At 49.3% G+C, this 19629-nt stretch carries 18 protein-coding genes; 10 read left to right on the top strand and 8 right to left on the bottom strand.

Features of this window, described 5'->3' with window-relative positions; genetic code table 11:
• The first annotated feature begins 4 nt into the window (after nt 1–4).
• Entirely contained in the window at nt 5–1135 is a 1131-nt protein-coding gene (locus C6Y40_RS09990; protein ID WP_105934473.1) for a sodium ion-translocating decarboxylase subunit beta, read from the top strand.
• 4 nt (nt 1136–1139) lie between these two features.
• Here C6Y40_RS09990 and C6Y40_RS09995 read toward each other — a convergent pair whose 3' ends face one another.
• Genes C6Y40_RS09995 through pspF form a run of 6 tightly spaced genes read right to left on the bottom strand, consistent with a single transcriptional unit; the run spans nt 1140 to nt 7585 of the window.
• Complete coding sequence (locus C6Y40_RS09995) at nt 1140–1955, bottom strand: ATP-binding cassette domain-containing protein (protein ID WP_105934474.1); 816 nt, start codon at nt 1953–1955, stop codon at nt 1140–1142.
• A complete protein-coding gene (locus tag C6Y40_RS10000; protein WP_105934475.1) occupies nt 1952–2947 on the bottom strand; it encodes an oligopeptide/dipeptide ABC transporter ATP-binding protein in 996 nt (331 codons plus the stop codon). The genes C6Y40_RS09995 and C6Y40_RS10000 overlap by 4 nt, the downstream gene beginning before the upstream one ends.
• Entirely contained in the window at nt 2947–3840 is an 894-nt protein-coding gene (locus C6Y40_RS10005; RefSeq protein ID WP_105934476.1) for an ABC transporter permease subunit, read from the bottom strand. The genes C6Y40_RS10000 and C6Y40_RS10005 overlap by 1 nt, the downstream gene beginning before the upstream one ends.
• Entirely contained in the window at nt 3827–4858 is a 1032-nt protein-coding gene (locus tag C6Y40_RS10010) for an ABC transporter permease (protein ID WP_105934477.1), read from the bottom strand. Before C6Y40_RS10010 ends, C6Y40_RS10005 begins: the two co-directional genes overlap by 14 nt.
• Complete coding sequence (locus C6Y40_RS10015) at nt 4851–6473, bottom strand: ABC transporter substrate-binding protein (RefSeq protein ID WP_105934478.1); 1623 nt, start codon at nt 6471–6473, stop codon at nt 4851–4853. Before C6Y40_RS10015 ends, C6Y40_RS10010 begins: the two co-directional genes overlap by 8 nt.
• 2 nt (nt 6474–6475) lie before the next feature.
• The gene (gene pspF, locus C6Y40_RS10020; RefSeq protein ID WP_105934479.1) at nt 6476–7585 is read right to left on the bottom strand and encodes a phage shock protein operon transcriptional activator; all 1110 of its coding nucleotides are present in this window, start codon (nt 7583–7585) and stop codon (nt 6476–6478) included.
• Nucleotides 7586–7791: 206 nt separating this feature from the next.
• Here pspF and pspA point away from each other — a divergent pair, with 206 nt between their 5' ends.
• From pspA to pspC, 3 genes are read left to right on the top strand one after another with little or no spacing between them, the layout of a single operon-like run.
• Nucleotides 7792–8484, top strand: a complete 693-nt coding sequence (gene pspA / locus C6Y40_RS10025) for a phage shock protein PspA (RefSeq protein ID WP_105934480.1) — start codon at nt 7792–7794, stop codon at nt 8482–8484.
• Between the two features lie 55 nt (nt 8485–8539).
• Complete coding sequence (gene pspB, locus C6Y40_RS10030) at nt 8540–8779, top strand: envelope stress response membrane protein PspB (protein WP_105934481.1); 240 nt, start codon at nt 8540–8542, stop codon at nt 8777–8779.
• Nucleotides 8776–9219 (top strand): envelope stress response membrane protein PspC, encoded by a 444-nt coding sequence (pspC, locus tag C6Y40_RS10035; RefSeq protein ID WP_105934482.1) that lies wholly within the window; start codon nt 8776–8778, stop codon nt 9217–9219. Before pspB ends, pspC begins: the two co-directional genes overlap by 4 nt.
• Nucleotides 9220–9335: 116 nt before the next feature.
• Here the strand turns inward: pspC and C6Y40_RS10040 are convergent, their stop codons facing one another.
• Entirely contained in the window at nt 9336–12218 is a 2883-nt protein-coding gene (locus C6Y40_RS10040) for a M16 family metallopeptidase (protein WP_105934483.1), read from the bottom strand.
• Nucleotides 12219–12421: 203 nt separating this feature from the next.
• Here C6Y40_RS10040 and phhA point away from each other — a divergent pair, with 203 nt between their 5' ends.
• The 6 genes from phhA to maiA all read left to right on the top strand — a co-directional run bounded on the left by phhA (nt 12422) and on the right by maiA (nt 19056).
• Entirely contained in the window at nt 12422–13219 is a 798-nt protein-coding gene (gene phhA / locus C6Y40_RS10045) for a phenylalanine 4-monooxygenase (RefSeq protein WP_105934484.1), read from the top strand.
• A gap of 144 nt (nt 13220–13363) precedes the next feature.
• Entirely contained in the window at nt 13364–14920 is a 1557-nt protein-coding gene (tyrR, locus tag C6Y40_RS10050) for a transcriptional regulator TyrR (RefSeq protein WP_105934485.1), read from the top strand.
• Between the two features lie 203 nt (nt 14921–15123).
• Nucleotides 15124–16215: a 4-hydroxyphenylpyruvate dioxygenase gene (gene hppD / locus C6Y40_RS10055; RefSeq protein ID WP_105934486.1), complete on the top strand. Its 1092-nt coding sequence runs from the start codon at nt 15124–15126 to the stop codon at nt 16213–16215.
• A complete protein-coding gene (locus tag C6Y40_RS10060; RefSeq protein ID WP_105934487.1) occupies nt 16208–17338 on the top strand; it encodes a homogentisate 1,2-dioxygenase in 1131 nt (376 codons plus the stop codon). Before hppD ends, C6Y40_RS10060 begins: the two co-directional genes overlap by 8 nt.
• Before the next feature lie 12 nt (nt 17339–17350).
• Nucleotides 17351–18361 (top strand): fumarylacetoacetate hydrolase family protein, encoded by a 1011-nt coding sequence (locus tag C6Y40_RS10065; protein ID WP_105934488.1) that lies wholly within the window; start codon nt 17351–17353, stop codon nt 18359–18361.
• Nucleotides 18362–18402: 41 nt separating this feature from the next.
• Nucleotides 18403–19056, top strand: coding sequence for a maleylacetoacetate isomerase (maiA, locus tag C6Y40_RS10070; RefSeq protein WP_105934489.1), 654 nt, complete (start codon nt 18403–18405; stop codon nt 19054–19056).
• A 25-nt stretch (nt 19057–19081) separates the two neighbouring features.
• Here the strand turns inward: maiA and C6Y40_RS10075 are convergent, their stop codons facing one another.
• Nucleotides 19082–19549 carry an Lrp/AsnC family transcriptional regulator gene (locus C6Y40_RS10075; RefSeq protein WP_105934490.1) on the bottom strand — a complete coding sequence of 156 codons (468 nt, stop codon included), beginning with the start codon at nt 19547–19549 and terminating at the stop codon, nt 19082–19084.
• Nucleotides 19550–19629: the final 80 nt, after the last annotated feature.

Consider the following 19629-nt stretch of genomic DNA (forward strand, 5'->3'; position numbering starts at 1 on the left):
GGCCATGGAACAATTAGCCATATTATGGGACAGCACCGCGCTAGCCCATTTTCAATCCGGCCAGTTAATTATGATGGCAGTAGGCGGACTACTGCTGTATCTGGCCATTGTTAAAAAGTTTGAGCCACTGCTGTTATTTCCGATTGGTTTTGGTGCCTTACTGACCAACATTCCTCTGGCCGGTTTTACCGAACCTGGCGGCATGTTGTATTACATCTACGAAGTGGGGATCCACTCCGGCGTTTTCCCTCTGCTCATTTTTATGGGCGTGGGGGCAATGACGGATTTTGGCGCGTTAATCGCCAACCCGCGAATGTTGTTACTCGGCGCGGCTGCTCAGTTTGGTATTTTTGCTACGCTGTTCGGTGCGATTGCGCTTAACTTTATTCCGGGCTTTGATTTTACCCTTAAAGATGCCTCTGCAATTGCCATCATCGGTGGTGCCGATGGCCCTACGGCTATCTTCCTGGCTTCGCGACTGGCGCCTGACTTACTCGGTGCTATAGCGGTTGCTGCCTATTCTTATATGGCACTGGTACCTATTATTCAGCCGCCTATTATGAAGGCACTTACCACACCGGAAGAACGCAAGATTGAGATGGCCCAGTTACGTCACGTTTCTGCCAAGGAGAAGGTGTTATTCCCACTGGCAGTGCTGTTCCTGACCATTTTGTTTTTGCCTTCAGCAACGCCGCTGGTGGGGATGTTCTGCTTTGGTAACCTGATGAAAGAATGTGGTGTGGTAGACCGCTTAAGCAAAACTGCGCAAAACGAGTTGATTAACATTGTGACTATCTTCCTGGGGTTAGCCGTTGGTTCTAAGCTGTCAGCGGATAAATTCCTGACGGTTGAAACGCTGGGTATTCTGGGGCTGGGCGCCATTGCCTTTGCGATCGGTACTGCAACAGGTGTGATCATGGCCAAAATCATGAGTAAGGCCAGTGGCGGTACTATTAACCCGCTAATTGGTGCCGCCGGGGTATCAGCTGTGCCTATGGCTGCCCGGGTTGTTAACAAGGTTGGTCTGGAAGCTAACCCGCACAACTTCCTGTTAATGCATGCTATGGGGCCAAACGTTGCCGGTGTGCTCGGGTCTGCTGTGGCCGCAGGTGTGCTGTTAGCTTTGGTGGGCTAATTTATTAATCGGCTTCCCGCATGGTTTGTTGCGGGATCAACGACTGATAAGACATCACCAGTTTCTTGGTCATTTCCTGCTGAGGCCATCGAAAGATGGTCTCGGTTTTACCACTCTCAATAATCTGCCCCTTATCCATCACAATCACCCGGTCGGCGATGTGCCGGACAATCCCCAGGTTGTGCGAAATAAAGATAAACGCCAGCCCCATCTCTTTTTGCAACTGCAGGATCAGGTTGACCGTCTGGGAGCGGATGGTGGGATCCAACGCGGCAAACGGTTCATCGGCAATCAGTACCTTGGGGTCGGGTAATATGGCTCTCGCCAGTGAAACACGCTGTTGCTGGCCGTCAGAAAGCATATGACGGTAAAAATAAATATGTTCCCGTAACAACCCTACTTTAACCAATGTATCGCCTATGAGGGCTTTACGCTCGTCCTCGGCCATGGAGGAATTTAAGCGCAGGGGTTCATCGAGGATTTGACCCACCGTAATCCCCGGATTAATCGACTCACTGTTATGCTGAAAAATCATGCGGATGCCGGTTATGTCGGCTTTTTTACGCGCCACCCGGTGTTTTACCGACCAGTATCTTTCTTCCTGCAACTGAATATGGCCTTCATCGGGTTCCACTGCACCGGCCAGCATTTTTGCCAGTAACGATTTACCCGAACGGTTCTGACCAATAATGGCAATGGTTTCGCCTTTGGTCACCTGCATATCAATCGGGCCGAGAGAAAACACCTCCGGCTTTTTCAGCCAGCGCTTTTTACTGCTGTGGCGAAAGGTTAAGCCGCTGACATTGAGAATTTGCGTCATACTTTCTCCCGATGTAGTGGGAAATGGCAGCTATAGCTATGGTCATGAATTTTACGCACCGCCGGTACATTTACGCAGGCGCGCTGGGCGCGCGGGCAACGAGGCCCCAAACGGCAGCCGATAGGCAGATGCTGCAGAGTAGGGATGGTACCGGCCAGGGTGGGTAACTGTGACTTGGGCGGTAAATCCTTACTGAAACTAGGCGCGCTGTCCATTAACGCCTTGGTATAAGGATGCAGCGGTCGTTTACGGATATGCTTCATTTTGCCGGACTCAACGGTCTGACCGCAATAAAGCACCGTCATGGTATGCGACATACTGGCAATGGCCAGCAAATCGTGACTGACAAATAAAATCCCTAATGAGCGGGTCTGGTTCAGACGTGACAATAACTTTAGTACCTGCACTTTGGTGGTGGTTTCCATGCCCCGGGTCGGGTCATCGGCAATCAGCATTTTCGGCTGGCTGATGAGTGCCATGGCCAGCATCAGTTTCTGACCAATATCGGTCGGGATTTGATGAGGATAAGCACGCAGATACTGTTCGTGGTCTTTGATGCCCACTTTGTGCACGGTGTTAATCACCACCTTGCGTCGCGACTGTGCCCGCTGCCAGAACCAGTTACCTTCAATTAGCTGATCCGGCAGGGATTCTTCCAGTTGTTCACCGAGAGTGACCGACGGGTCGAGCGAGGCAATGGAATGTTGAAATACCACCCCGATATCCTTACGCAGGATTTGACGGCGCTTTTGCTCAGACATCGACAGCAGGTTATTACCGTTCCAGCTCATGCGGTCGGCGGTGATGCTCCAGTTTGGCGGTGTTGCCCCGGATATCGCCTGTACAATCAGACTTTTGCCTGAGCCAGACTCGCCTACTAACGCGCGAATTTCGCCCGAGTTAACGGTCAGGTTAATTTTGTCGAGGGCTTTAATTACCTGGGTACCGGTATCGATTTCCAGGGTCAGGTTTTTAATATCCAGTAAAGGCATTAGCGATTCACCCGTTTGCGCAGTGCAGAGCGTAGTCCGTCACCTACTATGGTAATTGACAATACCATCAGAAAAATCGACACACCAGGAATAGCAATATTCCAGGGAGCCAGATAACCGGCGTCCAGGCCTGTGGCCAGAATAGCCCCCAGTTCTGGTAGCGGCGCTTGTGCGCCAAGATTTAAAAAGCCCAGTGCGCTGATATCGATTACTGCAATAGACAGGGCCAGAGTGCCCTGTACCACCAGCATTTCAATCATATTGGGTAAGATGGAGTAGTAGAAAAGCTGCAAGTTGCTGGCGCCATCCAGCGTAGATGACTGGATGTAGTCTTTTTTCATTTCGCCCCGCACAAAGGAGCGGGTATGGTGCACAAACTGCGGGATCAGCGCCAGCGTAATCGCCCACATGCTGTTAACCAGACCACTACCCAGAATGCCAACAATAATAATCGCAATTAGCAGGGTAGGGATGGCCATCAGCGCATCCAGCAGGTGGTTAACTACGCTGGAGCGGACTCCGCTTAGCATGCCGGCGATGGTGCCAATAGTGACGCCAACCAGCATGGCAATAATGACAACCAGCAAACTGGTACCGAAGGTAACCCGGCAGCCATACATAATACGTGAGAATAAGTCCCGGCCCAGCGCGTCGGTACCAAACAGATGAGCAATCGAACCGTTAGGTGCCCAGCTCGGTGGGATCAGTAATGCTTCGGTATTCTGGTAAGTAGGATTATAAGGCGCAACCAGTGGTGCAAAGAAGGCGAAAAATACAAATAACAACAAGACGGCCAGCCCGACCAAAGCAATATGACTGGATTTAAACGCCCGCCAGGTGTGTTGCCACGGCGACGGATGGGCTTCATCATCGTAGAGGCTAAATCGTGACACTTTCGTATTTTTCCCTGCTTGGATCGATTAAACGGTTAAATAAATCTATGGCAATGGTGATCATTACTACCAGCGTCGAAACGGCCAGCATGCCCATACGTAATGCAGAATAATCCCGCTGATAAATGGCCTGAATCAGCCAGTTGCCAATGCCGGGCCAGGAAAACAAGGTTTCCACAATCATTGCATTGGTGATTAGGGTGGTGATCTGCATGGCCATCAGCGGCAGAATGGGTAGCAGAGCATTTCTAAGTACATGGCGGAAAAATATCTGCTTGCTGGATAATCCTTTGGAGCGTGCGGCAATGATAAAGGGCTTGTTCAGTACATCAATAATAGAGCGTCGGGTGATTCTGATCATTGAAGCGGTAGAAATAAACGCAATCGATAATACGGGTAGGATCATATGTAACAGAGCATCGCTGAATGCCGCTGCTTTATCAACGTTTTCGGCCAGCAAAATATCAATCATCAGGAAGCCGGTTTTCGGCGGAATATCAAATAACAGGTTAATTCGCCCGGACAGCGGTAACCATCCGAATTGCAGGCTAAAGGTGAGTATAAACAGCACTGCAAGCCAGAATACCGGCACTGAGTATGCCGTTACACTAATAGAGTTAATGGTAAAATCAGTGGCGCTGTAGGCACGCAAACCGCTGTAGCAACCCAGTGGTATGCCCACCACAATAACAATAAACATGGCACAGGCACTGAGCTCGATGGTGGCGGGTAAGGCCAGCATAATTTCTTCTGACAGAGGCTGCCCGGAAATCAGACTGACCCCCCAGTTACCGGCAAACAACTCGCTGAGATAGTCGGCGAACTGCACAATAATGCTGTTATTCAGATGATACTGATTCATCAGCGCTTCGTGCTGTATCAGGTTTTGTGGCGTGATACCGGTTAAGGTAGTCACCGGCTCTGCCGGGAACAAATAGATCAGTGAAAACGACAGGGCACTCAGTGACAGTAAAGTCAGACTGAATAAAATAGAGTAGCGAAACAGGATCCTAATCACGTTGTTTGGTTACTCCGCCCAGTCTGACTCCGCCGTAAGGATTGATAACCATGCCATTCAGCTCTTCCCGATAAGCCTGATACCGCAAAGCATGGGCGATTGGCACCATTGGCAGTTTATCAAACAGCAGTTCGTTGGCCTGAAAATATAATGCTTTGCGGATATCTACGTCTTCGGTCTGTAATGCCCGGTCGAGGATCTCATCATAGGCCGGATTACACCAGCGTGCGCGATTGGTTCCCGAGGGAATGGCATCACAACTTAATAATGGCCGGTAAAAATTATCCGGATCGCCGTTATCTGCCGACCAGCCAATCAATACCGAGTCGTGATTGCCCTGACGCAGTTGGCGGCGGAAGGTAGACCAGTCGTAACTGACAATATTCACCTCCACCTCAATATCGGCCAGGTAACGCTGAATCAGCTCTGCCATCTTCTGCGCATTGGGATTATAGGCCCGCTCCACCGGAATTGCCCAGACAGACATGGTGAAGCCGGGCTCTATGCCAGCTTCATCCAGCAGTTGCCGGGCCAGTACCGGGTTATAGCCGGTATCCTGGGCATCGGCCTGGTAAGCCCAGCTGGCAGCTGGTAATAGCGATTTAGCCCGGGTTGCACTGTCAAAATAGACCGCTTCAATCAGGGTGTTTTTATCGATCGCGTAGGCGAGGGCTTTACGGACAGAAGGGTTATCAAACGGCGGACGCTCGGTATTGAAAGCCCAAAAACCAATGTTCAGGCCAGGTTTTTCGGCCAGCACCAAATCTTCCCTCTCACGGATGATTTGGTGATCAACCCGGGCCGGAAAGGCCACCGCGTCGCATTCGCCGGTCATTAGTTTTGCCAGGCGCAATGAACTCTTGGGAGTAATATCAAATATCAGCGCCTTGCTAGCTGGCGTGCCTTGCCAGTAATTATTATTTACATCATATCGAATATAGTGGTTTTTCTGATAATCGGCATACTGATACGGGCCGGTGCCAATGGGGAGTCGGTCGATTTTTTCCGGGATGCCCTGGGACATCAGCACATCGGCATATTCGGCAGACAGGATCACTGAGAAATCACTGGCAATGTTAGCCAGGAATGAACTGTCCCGTTGTTTTAGGCTAATTTCCACTTCGTAGGGAGAGATGGCTTTAATATCGGCAATATTGTCGGCCAGTCCCAGTGATTCAAAGTAGGGGTAGTAGCCGCCTGAGACATTATGAAAGCTGTGCTCGGGTAACCGCCAGCGATTAAACGAAAACAGCACATCACTGGCATCGAAAGGGCGATTTGGCGTGAAGTAATCGGTGGTGTGGAATTTAACATCCCGGCGCAGTGAAAAACGGTATAGCAGCCCGTCATCGCTAACCGACCAGCTGGAAGCCAGCGACGGGCGAATGCGACCGCTCTCGGTATCAAATTCAAGTAATCGGTCGTAAATCTGATGGGCAGTGGCATCGGCGGTTGTGGTTGAGGTATCGAGTTGCGGATTCATCGAAATGGGATCGCTTTCTGAACAATACACCAGGCCATTAGTATAGTTAGCGCTGTATTTTTGCGGCGAGCAGCCACCCAGTAATGTAATCAAAGCTGTTGAAATCACCGGCCAGACCAACCACTTTTGCATGATTACTCTTCCTCAGCGGCCGCGGAGTCGAGCAGGTTGTACTTTTTAAGGTAGCCCCGCAACTGGTGATAAGTCAGGCTGAGTTTTTCAGCGGTTTTCTTTTGATTGTACTGACTGTCAGCCAGGGCTTGCTGAATCAGTTCGATCTCATACTGCTGAGACAGATTTTTCAGATCCACCGGATACTCCGAGGCAGGTTTTACCGGTGCCGCCGGCGCCACTGGTTCAGCAGCAACCACAGCGTCGCTGGCGGCGCTGATCGATTTCGCTTCTGTCTGCTCGGCAGGCGCAGAGATTCGGTCCTGGGTTTTAACTCGCCCTTTTGGCCGAAAAGCCGATTCAAAAGGGTCGAGAATAATTTCGTGGACCGGTAAATGGGGGTTGTTACAGCGATATACGGCGCGCTCCACGACATTTTTAAGCTCACGGATATTACCGGGCCAGTCATATTCAAGCAGGGTTCGTTTGGCTTTTTCGGTAAAGCCGCTGAACAGCTCCATTTCGAGTTCCCGCGCCATATTAATGGCAAAGGTTTCAGCCAGTAACATAATGTCTTCCTGGCGCTCACGCAGTGGTGGAATGGTAATTACATCAAATGCCAGCCGGTCGAGCAGGTCGGCCCGAAACTCGCCGCTGTCGGCCAGCGCCGGGAGGTCTTCGTTAGTGGCGGCAACTAAGCGCACATCTACCTTGAGAGTTTTGTTACCCCCCACACGCTCAAATTCACCGTATTCGATAACTCGCAGGAGTTTTTCCTGAATCAAACCAGACGTATTGGCCAGTTCATCAAGAAACAGGGTGCCGGTGTGGGCCAGCTCGAACCGACCTTCACGGCGTTTACCCGCGCCGGTAAAGGCACCGGCCTCGTAACCAAAGAGCTCGCTTTCCAGCAAATTCTCATTCAATGCGGCACAGTTTAGTTTTACATAGTTTTGATCCCAGCGCTGCGACAAAAAGTGCAAACGCGCTGCAATCAGCTCTTTACCGGTACCACGTTCACCGATAATGAGCACCGGTTTATTGAGCGGGGCAATTTGTGAAACCTGCTCTAAAACCTCTAAAAAACTGTTAGCCTGGCCAAGTAAATTATCTTGCTGGCGAAAACGACTCATTAATTCCCTCAAAAAGTAGCCAAATCGACCAATTAATAGTGTAGATTAAAAACATTATTGATTACAGCGTTTATTGGTATTAAATATTCGCCAATAAATTCAATGCTTTAGTTTATTTTTGTGAGTTGGCGCGGTATTTGTATGTGTTAGTACAAGTTGAAACCAAGTTAATCCACATGTTTAACACGCGCTAGAGGTAAATAATTATGGGTATCTTCTCTCGTTTCACAGACATTGTGAACTCAAATATTAACGCGTTACTGGATAAAGCCGAAGATCCTGAAAAAATGGTTCGTCTGATTATTCAGGAAATGGAAGACACACTCGTTGAGGTTCGTTCTGCGTCTGCTAAGACCATCGCGAACAAAAAGGAAATAGCTTCTCAAATCAGCAAAATGGAAGCGGACGCTGCCGACTGGCAGAACAAAGCGGAGTTTGCTCTAAGCAAAGACCGCGAAGATCTGGCCCGTTCAGCGTTGCAGGAAAAGAAAAAGAGTCAGGAAGCTGCTGATGTGCTTACCGCTGAGTTAAGTGCGGTAGAAGAGCAAATTAGCAAACTGCAGGACGAAATCGTTCAGTTGCAGGAAAAGCTGGCTGATGCCAAAGCCCGTCAGAAAACTATTCTGATGCGCCAGAAAACCGCATCATCACGCCTTGAGGTTCGTAAAACCCTCGACAGCGGTAAGATTGATGAGGCAATGGGTCGCTTTGATCAGTATGAGCGCAAAATAGATGATATTGAATCGCAGGTTGAAGCCTATGATCTGGGCAAGAAAACGCTGCAGGACGAATTTGCCGAGCTGGAAGCCGGCGACAAAATTAATGATGAGTTAGAAGCGCTGAAGGCGAAGATGAAAAAGGCTGATAAGCCTGCTGCAAAGACAGCAAAATCTAAATAACTGATTATAATTTATTGGCTGGGGGAACTCAGCACTTCTGACCGGAGGTATTAAAATGGACGGAGATATTGTTGCACTCATACTGGCACCACTGATCATCTTTTTGATTTTTGTGGCCCCTATCTGGCTAATCCTGCATTACCGCAGTAAAAAGCAAGTCAGTCAGGGACTGTCAGCCGAAGAGCAGGTTGCATTGCAGGAACTAGCGGGCAAAGCGGAAGCGATGTCAGAGCGAATTCAAACGCTGGAGGCTATTTTAGACTCAGAAGCACCTGAATGGAGGAACCGGGCATGAACAGTAAGAAAACCATTTACCGTGACGCCAAGCACGGTCGTATAGCCGGCGTTTGCGCCGGCATCGCAGAGTACTTCGGTTTGGAAGTGTGGCTGGTACGAATTTTAACGGTAACCGCGTTTTTCCTACTGGCTGGCCCATTTGTTTTAGTAAGTTATGTAGCGTGCTGGTTCATTTTTGACAAGAAGCCGCAAAACCCGGAAGCGATGAATTACAGTCAACCGGTTGAAGTAAGTGGTAAAGGCTGGAGAAATTCCGGTTCTGGTAATAACGACAAAGTGGAAGTGAAAACCCGTGTGTGGCAGGCAGGAGAGCCGCCTCGTCAGGCCTTTCACGATATTACCAACCGCTTTCAAACCATTGAATCGCGGTTACGCAAAATGGAAACCTACGTGACATCACGTGAGTATCAGCTAAATCGCGAAATTAGCCGCTTGTAAAGCTAACCCAGATCAAGGGGGCAGGAAATAAAGGGGTCAGAGTACATTATTGGTAGCCAATAATGTACTCTGACCCCTTTATTGTAATTGACTCTGACCCCTTGATTTTTATTTTTTTAGATGGGGTTTACCGGCTCCCCGTGAATATCCAGTTCTACCGGCACACCGTAGCCAAGCTCTTTGATTCGCTCAAGCTGTGTTTCGGCATCACCTACCACCAGATAAATCATTTGTTGCTCATTAAGGTGTTGTTTAATGACATGATGAATATCCTTAAGCGATGCGTTCTGCACAAACTCCTGCTGGGTAGCGATGTAATTATCCTCTAATCCCAGACGGCTGATCTCCTCAAGCATGTTGAGCTGACTATCCAGCGTCTCAAAGCGTCTCGAGTTAGCTTTGATGACCATATTTTTGGCGGTGGCCAAGTCTTCTTCCAGATAGGTGGGCTGATACTGACCAATCAGACTTTTGAAAATTTGCAGTGATTCCAACGTCACATTTGTTCGCACCTGAGAGGCTGCAATAAAGGGCACCTGATATTGTGCGGCTGGTAAATAAGAATACGCGCCATAGGTATAACCCTTCTGGATACGCAGTGTCTGACCGAGGCGTGCACTCATTCCGCCGCCGAGTCGCTCATTAGCAAAGTCAATGGCAAAAAAGTCACGATCGGAAGCTGGTAATACCGGCTTGCCAACATAAATCACCGATTGTTTGGCATCTGGTACATCAACAAAGTAAACCACTGGTTTATCTACCGTTGAAACTTCAGGTTGTGCTGGCAGTGATACGGCTTCCCCCTGCCATTGCTTCACAGGTGCTGCTGCCGTTACAGCTTCCTCCGGGCTCAGCGCGCCTACCACATGCAATGTAGCCTGCATCGGTGACATCACCTTCTCGTAATAGGCCTTAACATCAGCCAGAGTAATGCTCTCAACACTGGCCTGAGTGCCACCCATAGGCTGCCCGGCAACATGGTTATCGCCATACAGCAGGTGAGCAAACACGTTGCTGGCAATCCGCGCGGCATTTCCTTCATCCCGTTTAATCCTGGTTAAGCTGGCCGATTTAAGGCGTTCAAATTCATTCTCATCCCAACGTGGTGATAACAACATTTCTGCTGCCAGATCCATCAGGGCGGGGTAATGTTTGGCTAAAACACGGCCGGATAACTCAATGCTTTCTCGATCGGCAGAGATGGAAAGTTGTGCGCCTAACTGGCCAATTGCCTGTTCCAATTCCTGTGGCGTTTTATTCGCCGTGCCTTCGTTAAGTAATTGCGCCATCAGCGATGCAGTACCGGCTTTCCCTTTGGGATCCAGCCACTGTCCGCCATCGATTGTCAGGGAGAAGTTAACCACTGGCAGCTCGTTGCTGGTAATACCAATCACCTTCACGCCATTATCCATTGACTGATGCCAGATATCTGGTGTGGTAAGGGTCGGCAGCTCAGTCAGAGCCGGCTCTGAGCGGTCGTGTTCGGTAGGCGTTTTAGTATACTCGACCGGTTTTTCCTCAAATTCCGGTTCGCTGCCCGCAACAATTTCTTCTTCTTCCACCGGTGCTTTGTTGGAACCAGTGAGAACCAGGTCTGGCTGTTCCTTAGGTACAAAAGATGCCACGATGGCTGGCTGGTTATAAACGTACTGAGTAAACACGCGCATGATGTCTTCGCGGGTCACCGCCTGAATATTGGCAATGTCCTGCTCGATAAAGCCTGGTGAACCGGCGTATTCGTTGTAAATACCCAGTTGCAGTGCTTTATCCAGAATACTTTCAATATTGTAATAGAATGCGGTTTCCTGTTCCGCCTTGATGCGCTGCAGCTGAGCGTCAGTAAAGCCGTTTTCAGCAAAGTCATCAAGGGCCTGCTGGATCCCGGCATATACCTTATCGAGAGGCACATCGGCATTAGCCTGCACGTTAATCGCAAAACTGCCGGCGATCTCATTGGTGTCAGACCAGGCGCTTGGACGTGGCGCCAGTTTTAGCTCTTCTACCAGAGTTTTATAAAGCACGGCATTTTTGCCATCGCTGAGCAGGCGGCCCAGGGCATCCAGTGCATAAGCATCATCGGTATATTGTTCAATAGTAGGATAGGTAAGACGTAGTAGTGGAAGTTTGGCAAAATTGTCTAAATGATAGAGTTTTTTGTCGGCTTCAAGGCTTACCGGTTGTGGCTCAAGGGCAGGGCTCGGCTCGCCTGATTTGATTTCACCAAACCACTTAGCCACTTTTTCTTTAGTTTGTGCAATATCAATGTCACCGGCGATAACTAAAGTGGCATTGGCTGGCATATAAAACTGATTGTAAAACTCACGAACGTCGTCCAGCGTGGCCGCCTGCAGGTCTTCCAGGTCGCCAATAACTGTCCAGTTATAGGGATGGCCGGTTGGGTACAGGGCTTTTCTGACCACATGGCCCATATGACCATAGGGGCGATTGTCTACCCGTTGGCGCTTCTCATTTTTAACTACCTGTTTTTCGCGTTCCAGAGTGCCCTGATCTACCGTATTTATCATATAACCCAGGCGGTCAGAATCTATCCACAAAAGCTTATCAAAGGCGTCTTTTGGTACCACTTCGTAGTAAATAGTGCCGTCACTCCAGGTGCCGCCGTTGCGAGTACCGCCGAGCTCGGGGATCATTTTACGGTTAGCCCCTTTAGGCACATTTTCTGAGTCGTTAAATGACATATGCTCAAAGAAGTGGGCAAAGCCGGTGCGGCCTGGCTTTTCCCGGTTGGAGCCGACATGCACCACGGTGGCCATGGCCACAATAGGATCAGACTTATCGACGTGTAGCACTACCGTCAGGCCGTTATCCAGTTCATAACTTTCATAATCCACACTCAGTGATGCTGATTCGTTATCAACAGCCTGTGTAGCGGCTGCTTCCGGGGCCGTAGTGCTTTGCTGCGTCGTCACGGTACTGTCGCTGCAGCCGAGCACCGTCATTATGCTCATGGCCAGTAAAGTCGTTTTTATTTTTAACATTGTTTTTTCTGATATTTCCGTCGTTATGGATAAGGCAGCATAAACAACCTGTTGGGACGTTTCAAATGCCGTGATAAGCGCTCTGTGAATTCTCATTTGTAAAATTAATGTTACATGTTGGAGCGGTGTAACCTCATCCTAAAGGTTTAGTGTGACGTTTAAAGGGGTAAACTTGAGCGGTCTTTAATAACCAAATTTGGTCTATGTCTAAACAATCAAAATATAATTCAAAAAATCCAGACATTAACGGAATGATTCAATGGAGTGATGAGGAAAACGCCATTTGGGGCGAGTTGTATCAACGCCAGATGGCCCTGTTACCCGGGCGCGCATGTAAAGAATACTTTGATGGCCTGGACATGTTGGGGCTCTCTCCTCAGGCTATCCCTCAGTTACCGGATATCGACCGTGTGCTAAAGGCGTCTACCGGATGGCAGACCGCCGCAGTGCCGGCTTTAATCAGTTTTGGAGAATTTTTTGAGCTGTTGGCCAGTAAACGATTTCCGGTAGCGACCTTTATTCGCAGCCGGGAAGAGTTCCACTATCTTCAGGAACCGGATATTTTCCACGAGGTAATGGGCCATTGCCCACTGCTTACCAATCCATCCTTTGCTGCATTTACCGAGACCTACGGCAAACTGGGGCTGAATGCCAGTAAAGAGGAAAGGGTGTTTCTGGCACGCTTGTACTGGTTTACCGTGGAGTTTGGTCTGGTAAAAGAAAATGGTGAGTTGCGTATTGTCGGCGGCGGTATCCTCAGTTCACCGAAAGAAACCTGCTATGCGCTTGAGAGTGATGTGGCAGTACGGCATCCGCTGCAAGTGCTGGATGCGCTGCGAACCCCTTACCGTATTGATATATTACAACCGCTTTACTACGTGCTTGAAAACTTCAGCCAGTTAATGGAAATCTCCAGAATGGACATTATGCCGCTGGTTAAACAGGCACAGCAACAGGGCCTTTTTGAACCGCTTTTTACCCCTAAACAACGGGCTGGCTAGACGCCACCTATTCGTATCCAAGTGCTGTATTTTGCGCTAATTGTTGGGTAATTGAACAATTAGCGCCGGTTTCGCGTATTAAACTTTAAAAGTAACCATTTTGTGATATCTTGTAAAATATAGTTTACAGTTATTGAGTGTTCAATGCGTTTAGAAATCAGCTGTCAGGACCGTCTTGGGATCACCCAGGATGTGTTAGATATTTTAGTGACCCATAATATTGATCTCAGAGGTATCGAGATTGATGAGGGTGGCAAAATATTTCTTAACTTCCCCAATATTAAATTTGAAGATTTTCAGCATTTAATGCCTAAAATACGTCGTATTGAGGGTATCGAAGACGTAAAAACCACTTTATTTATGCCCGGTGAGCGGGAACGCAATCAGCTCTCCGCGATTGTGCAAACCCTGCCGGATCCGGTGTTCTCCATTGATAACAAAGGCAAGCTTCTGTTGTGTAACGACGCCGTTACCAGTGGCCTGGAAATGGATATTAGTGAACTGCTGAACACTGAAATCAGTGAGTATGTGAAAGGCTTTAATTTTGGTCGTTGGCTGGAGGGCAAAGCGCCCGGTCATAAAAGCACCAAAGTAAAATTTATTCAGCAGGATTTTGTTGCCGATATTTTACCTATCACGGTTCCCGATGCGGCCGATACCACCATTCTTGCCGGCGCCGTGGTGATGCTCAAATCCGAAGTCAGGCTGGGTCAGCAGATCAACGTGTTCCATCAGCACGGTACTGACAGCTTTGATAAGCTGGTGACCCAGTCACCGGTTATGCAACAAACTATCAGTGAGGCAAAACGTATTGCCGACCTGGACGCCCCCATTCTTATTTTTGGCGAAACCGGTACCGGTAAAGAAATGCTGGCCAAAGCCTGTCACCAAAGTAGCCGCCGCGCAGATAAGGCGTTCCTGGCGCTTAATTGTGGCGCGCTGCCCGATAATGTGGCCGAAACAGAGTTATTTGGTTACGCCGCCGGAACCTTTAATCAGACCGAAGGTAAAGCTGGCCTGCTGGAACTGGCTGCGGGCGGTACTTTATTGCTGGATGAAATTGCCGATATGTCGGTGCATCTACAAGCAAAGTTATTGCGCGTATTGGAAGACGGGGAGTTTCGCCGGGTAGGGGACGTAAATCCGGTTGCGGTTGACGTGCGCTTTATTTGTACCACCTGCCAGGATCTGGGCCAGTTAGTTGATGAGGGTAAGTTCCGTAAGGAATTGTATTACCGCCTTAACGTGCTCGGGTTGGTGGTGCCGGCGCTGCGTGAACGTCGTTCAGACATTGTACCGCTGTCAGAATCCTTTATTTTGCAGCACAGCGCCAAGCTGGGTCGCAGACCAGCCAAACTGAGCAAATCCTGCGTTGAGTTTCTCCAGCAGTATCCCTGGCCAGGTAACGTCAGGCAGTTGCAGAATGCCCTGTTCCGAGCGTTGTCATTGCTGGATGGTAACGAAATCACCAAAGAAGATATTCAGTTACCCAGCTGTACGCCGAGCATGACCTACGTTGATGAGAATTTTGAGGGTACGCTCGACGAAGAGGTGAAAAAATTTGAACGGGATTTGCTGCGTAAGCTTTATCCTTCTTACCCAAGTACCCGACAACTGGCCAAAAAGCTGGGCTTGAGTCATACCGCGATTGCCAACAAACTGCGCGAATATGGTATAAATAAGGCCACTGTAAAGCTTTAATTACATTCTATTCCAACCAGGACGGGCTGCCAGAGGCAGCCCGTCTGCGTTTCTGTCTCCTGATTTTTGCAGCCTCGCTTGCGTCATGTTTTATTTACAAAAAGTGTAAACGCCACGGTTTGAGTCTGTCTCCGCGTAAGCTATCCGCCAGCCCATTTCTCTGATTATATATGTTGCATAATTGTTAAATGGAGAAAGTGAACATGGCGAATAGCAATAATTATAATCCTCTGGGTACCGATGGCTTTGAGTTTGTTGAATATACAGCGGCAGATGAAGAAGGTATTGAGGCGCTAAAACACTTATTCAGCTCGTTAGGCTTTGCCGAGGTAGCTGAACACAAATCGAAACGCGTGTGGTTGTATCGTCAGGGCGATATTAACTTTATCGTCAATGCCGAACCCGCCTCCCAGGCAGAGGAGTTCGCTCGTCTACGCGGCCCAAGCGTTTGTGGCATGGCTTTCAGGGTTAAGGATGCCCGCGCGGCTATTGAACATGCCAAACAGCATGGCGGCAAAGAATTCCACGGCAACTTAGGGCCTATGGAACTCAATATCCCGGCCATCTATGGGATCGGTGAGAGCACGCTGTACTTTGTTGATTTATACGGTAAGCACAGCATTTATGATGTGGATTTTCGTTTTTATCCGGACTGGCAGGAACGTATGGACAGCGCTGGCGCTGGCCTTAAGCTGGTGGACCACCTTACCCACAACGTAAAACGCGGCAACATGGCTGTGTGGGCGGAGTTTTACGAGAACATTGGTAACTTCCGCGAAATCCGCTACTTCGATATCGAAGGCAAGCTGACTGGTCTGGTGAGTAAAGCCATGACGTCTCCCTGCGGTAAAATCCGTATTCCGATTAATGAGTCGGTGGACGATCATTCACAAATCGAAGAGTTCATTAAAGCGTATAACGGCGAGGGCATTCAGCACATAGCGCTGGCTACCGATGATATCTACCAAACAGTTACCGATTTGAAGAATCGAGGCCTGGCGTTTATGGATACGCCGGATACTTACTATGAAGCGGTTAACGACAGAGTAAAAGGGCACGGTGAGTCCATTGAGCAATTAAAGGATTTGCGGATCCTGATTGACGGGGCACCAGAAAAGGACGGTATTTTACTGCAAATTTTCACCGACACGGTAATCGGTCCGGTGTTCTTTGAAATCATCCAGCGCAAAGGCAATGAAGGCTTCGGCGAGGGTAACTTTAAAGCCCTGTTTGAAAGTATCGAACAGGATCAAATTCGCCGTGGCGTGCTGAATGTTGAGGACGGCAATGCGTAACCCGGCGCGTTTTCCGCTTAAGGAAGGCCTGCATTCCCGGCAGGCCCATGCGGACTTACCTGAGCAGGCGATCTACGAACGGGAAGTGGGCCGCGAGGGCTTTTTCGGTCCGGCCTCACATATTCACCACAAACATCCGCCTACGGGCTGGGTGGAGTGGGAAGGTGAGCTGCGCCCCAGAGCCATGGATCTGAACCAGCTTAATGAGCTTGCCATGGCCCGGTCGCCATTTTCGGCGCCGGTGATCCTGCACAATGCCCACTGTCAGTATCGCTTCTGGCATTGCAATGAACCTATGACCGAACTGGCGCGCAACGCCGACGGTGATGATTTGCTGTTTGTCCATCGTGGTCAGGGTGAGCTGTTTTGTGACTATGGCCATATGTCCGTAAGCGAAGGTGATTACATTGTTATTCCACGCGCAACAATGTGGCGGCTAACGCCAGAAACTCCGATGCAACTGCTTATGATAGAAGCCACCGACGACAGCTACCAGTTGCCGGAAAAAGGCATGGTAGGCCAGCACGCGGTGTTCGATCCGGCAATGCTTGAGTATCCACGCATCAATGACACCTTTCTGGCCCAGCAGGATGAAAATACCTGGCGGGTAGACGTTAAGCGACACCAGCGTTTATCTCGCATTACCTATCCGTTTAACCCGCTGGATGCACAGGGGTGGCACGGTGATTTAACCGTGATGAAGATTAACTGGCGCGATATCCGGCCGTTAATGAGTCATCGCTATCATTTGCCACCCTCTGCGCACACCACCTTTGTGGCCAAACGGTTTGTTATCTGTACGTTTGTACCGCGCCCGATTGAAAGCGATCCCGGCGCGCTGAAGGTGCCGTTTTATCACAGCAATGACGACTTTGATGAGGTGCTTTTTTACCATGCCGGTGACTTTTTCAGTCGCGATAATATTGAAGCAGGGATGGTCACTTTCCATCCTGCCGGCTTTACTCATGGTCCGCACCCCAAGGCATTTGCCGCCGGCCAGGCACATGCCAAAACCTTTACCGACGAAGTCGCTGTAATGCTGGACACCCGCGATGCGTTGCAGGCAACGGCAGCGGCTGAATCGGTGGAAAACCCCGACTATGTATACAGCTGGCGGGGCTAGGAGGAGAGCAGTATGAAATTAGCAACTTATAAAAACGATTCCCGGGACGGGCAGTTAATGCTGGTCAGCCGGGATTTAAAACTCACCTGTAGCGCCGCACCGGTGGTAAAGACTATGCAGCAGTTACTGGATAACTGGGATGAACTGTTTGAACCGCTGAATGAAAGATATCAGGCGCTATGTTCAGGTGAACTGCTAGCTGAAAAATTTGATGCGCAAAAATGCCATTCACCACTACCCAGAGCCTATCACTGGGCCGATGGCAGCGCCTATGTGAACCACGTTGAGCTGGTCAGGCGCGCCCGCGGTGCAGAGGTGCCTGAAAGCTTCTGGCACGATCCGCTGATGTATCAGGGGGGCAGCGACGACTTTATCGGCCCTTATGATGATATCGAAGTGCCTGATGAAAGTATGGGCATCGATTTTGAGGCTGAAATAGCGGTTGTCACGGCAGATGTGCCAATGGGCACCGCAGATGACCACGCGGGTAACTTCATTAAGTTGCTGATGCTGGTAAATGATGTGTCGCTGAGGGGCCTGATCCCTGGTGAACTGGCTAAAGGCTTTGGATTTTATCAGTCCAAGCCGGCCAGCAGCTTTGCACCGGTAGCGGTTACGCCCGATGAGCTAGGCGACAGCTGGTTTGACAGTAAGGTGCATTTAGCATTGTTAACTCACTATAACAATGAACTGTTTGGTAAGCCCAATGCCGGGGTCGATATGACCTTTAATTTTAATCTGCTGGTGGCGCATGCGGCGCGCACCCGCAACCTTGGTGCCGGTACCATTATTGGCTCAGGTACGGTATCGAATAAACAAGGTACCGATCACGGGTCGGCCATCGTGCATGGCGGAGTTGGGTATTCCTGTATTGCCGAAGTCAGAATGATTGAAACGATCCGGGATGGACAACCTTCTACCGCTTTTATGAGTAATGGCGACACCGTTCGTATCGAAATGGCAGATAATGACGGCAGCAGTATTTTTGGTGCCATTGAGCAGCGCGTAAAAATTAAAAAATGAGTTATGCTTAAACATACAACAATGACAATAAGGTTGCGCATATGAGCTTAAAACTCTACGGCTACTGGCGTTCCTCGGCGACATACCGGGTCCGCATTGCTTTAAATCTGAAGGGTCTCGACTACGAATATGTGCCGGTGCACCTGGTAATGGAAGGAGGGCAGCAACATCAGGAAGCTTACGACCGGCTTAACCCGGCACACCTGGTGCCTACCTTTGTAGATGATGACGAAGACATCATTCTCAATCAGTCACTGAGTATCATAGAGTACCTTGATGAACGCTATCGCGAACCTTGTCCGCTATTGCCCTCCCACGCAGTGGAAAGGGCGCGGGTACGCTCGCTGGCTCAGGATATTGCCTGTGATATTCAGCCGCTGGCGAATCTGCGGGTGCTGAATAAATTGCAGGATGACTGCGGTTTATCCAGCGAACAGTCTGCAGACTGGGCCAGACAGTGGATAACCCGTGGCCTCACAGCCATCGAAAGACGGTTACAAACTCAGGCGGGACGCTACTGTTTTGATTTTGATGTCACACTGGCTGATGTTTGTTTGATCCCGCAGGTATTTAACGGCAAACGCTTTAATGTGGATATCAGTCAGTTTCCATTGATAAGCAAAATTTACGATCAGTGTTTATCGCTGGAGGCGTTTCAGAAGGCGCAGCCGGAAAACCAGCCGGATGCCCCCTAAACCTGCAATCAGTGAAGCGTTTGCTTCACTGGTTTTTTATCGGTAACGAGGTGGTATTTTTCACCTGCTTTAAGGCAAAAGTTGAACTGAGGTGATCAACACAGGGCAGGTGAGTAAGTTTGGTTTTTAATAAATATTCGTATTCTTCAATACTTTCCACAATCACTTTCAGCAGATAATCTTTTTCGCCGCTGGTGGTGTGGCACTCGACAATTTCTTCAATCGATTGCACTGCATTTTCAAAGTCGGTGAGTGAATCGCCATCATGATTTTTCAATGACACATAAATAAATACCGATACGCCCAAATTGAGCTTTTTACCGTTTAATAATGTGACTTTGCGAAGAATGATCCCCTCTGCTTCAAGGCGTTTAACCCGACGCCAGCAGGGCGTGTGAGAAAGGCCTACCTGTTGGCTTAAATCCGCCATGGAGATAGTCGCATTTTGTTGCAGCACGCGCAGAATTTCGCGGTCAAATTTATCCAGTTTCATTGAAGGGTGCCTGTGCCGGAAATGCTTCCGGTGATTATGATAGTTATTGTGCGTTACATTATAATACTAGGATAACCATC

Source organism: Marisediminitalea alba (assembly GCF_002993365.1).
Taxonomy (GTDB): Bacteria; Pseudomonadota; Gammaproteobacteria; order Enterobacterales; family Alteromonadaceae; genus Alteromonas; species Alteromonas alba.

Excerpts from the sequence above, each read along its gene's own strand:
- pspC (WP_105934482.1), top strand. The coding sequence starts at position 8,776 with ATGAACAGTAAGAAAACCATTTACCGTGACGCCAAGCACGGTCGTATA.
- C6Y40_RS10015 (WP_105934478.1), bottom strand. The coding sequence starts at position 6,473 with ATGCAAAAGTGGTTGGTCTGGCCGGTGATTTCAACAGCTTTGATTACA.
- pspF (WP_105934479.1), bottom strand. The coding sequence starts at position 7,585 with ATGAGTCGTTTTCGCCAGCAAGATAATTTACTTGGCCAGGCTAACAGT.
- C6Y40_RS10040 (WP_105934483.1), bottom strand. The coding sequence starts at position 12,218 with ATGTTAAAAATAAAAACGACTTTACTGGCCATGAGCATAATGACGGTG.
- C6Y40_RS10075 (WP_105934490.1), bottom strand. The coding sequence starts at position 19,549 with ATGAAACTGGATAAATTTGACCGCGAAATTCTGCGCGTGCTGCAACAA.
- C6Y40_RS10060 (WP_105934487.1), top strand. The coding sequence starts at position 16,208 with ATGCGTAACCCGGCGCGTTTTCCGCTTAAGGAAGGCCTGCATTCCCGG.
- C6Y40_RS10065 (WP_105934488.1), top strand. The coding sequence starts at position 17,351 with ATGAAATTAGCAACTTATAAAAACGATTCCCGGGACGGGCAGTTAATG.
- maiA (WP_105934489.1), top strand. The coding sequence starts at position 18,403 with ATGAGCTTAAAACTCTACGGCTACTGGCGTTCCTCGGCGACATACCGG.
- C6Y40_RS09990 (WP_105934473.1), top strand. The coding sequence starts at position 5 with ATGGAACAATTAGCCATATTATGGGACAGCACCGCGCTAGCCCATTTT.
- pspA (WP_105934480.1), top strand. The coding sequence starts at position 7,792 with ATGGGTATCTTCTCTCGTTTCACAGACATTGTGAACTCAAATATTAAC.
- phhA (WP_105934484.1), top strand. The coding sequence starts at position 12,422 with ATGTCTAAACAATCAAAATATAATTCAAAAAATCCAGACATTAACGGA.
- C6Y40_RS10000 (WP_105934475.1), bottom strand. The coding sequence starts at position 2,947 with ATGCCTTTACTGGATATTAAAAACCTGACCCTGGAAATCGATACCGGT.
- pspB (WP_105934481.1), top strand. The coding sequence starts at position 8,540 with ATGGACGGAGATATTGTTGCACTCATACTGGCACCACTGATCATCTTT.
- hppD (WP_105934486.1), top strand. The coding sequence starts at position 15,124 with ATGGCGAATAGCAATAATTATAATCCTCTGGGTACCGATGGCTTTGAG.
- tyrR (WP_105934485.1), top strand. The coding sequence starts at position 13,364 with ATGCGTTTAGAAATCAGCTGTCAGGACCGTCTTGGGATCACCCAGGAT.
- C6Y40_RS09995 (WP_105934474.1), bottom strand. The coding sequence starts at position 1,955 with ATGACGCAAATTCTCAATGTCAGCGGCTTAACCTTTCGCCACAGCAGT.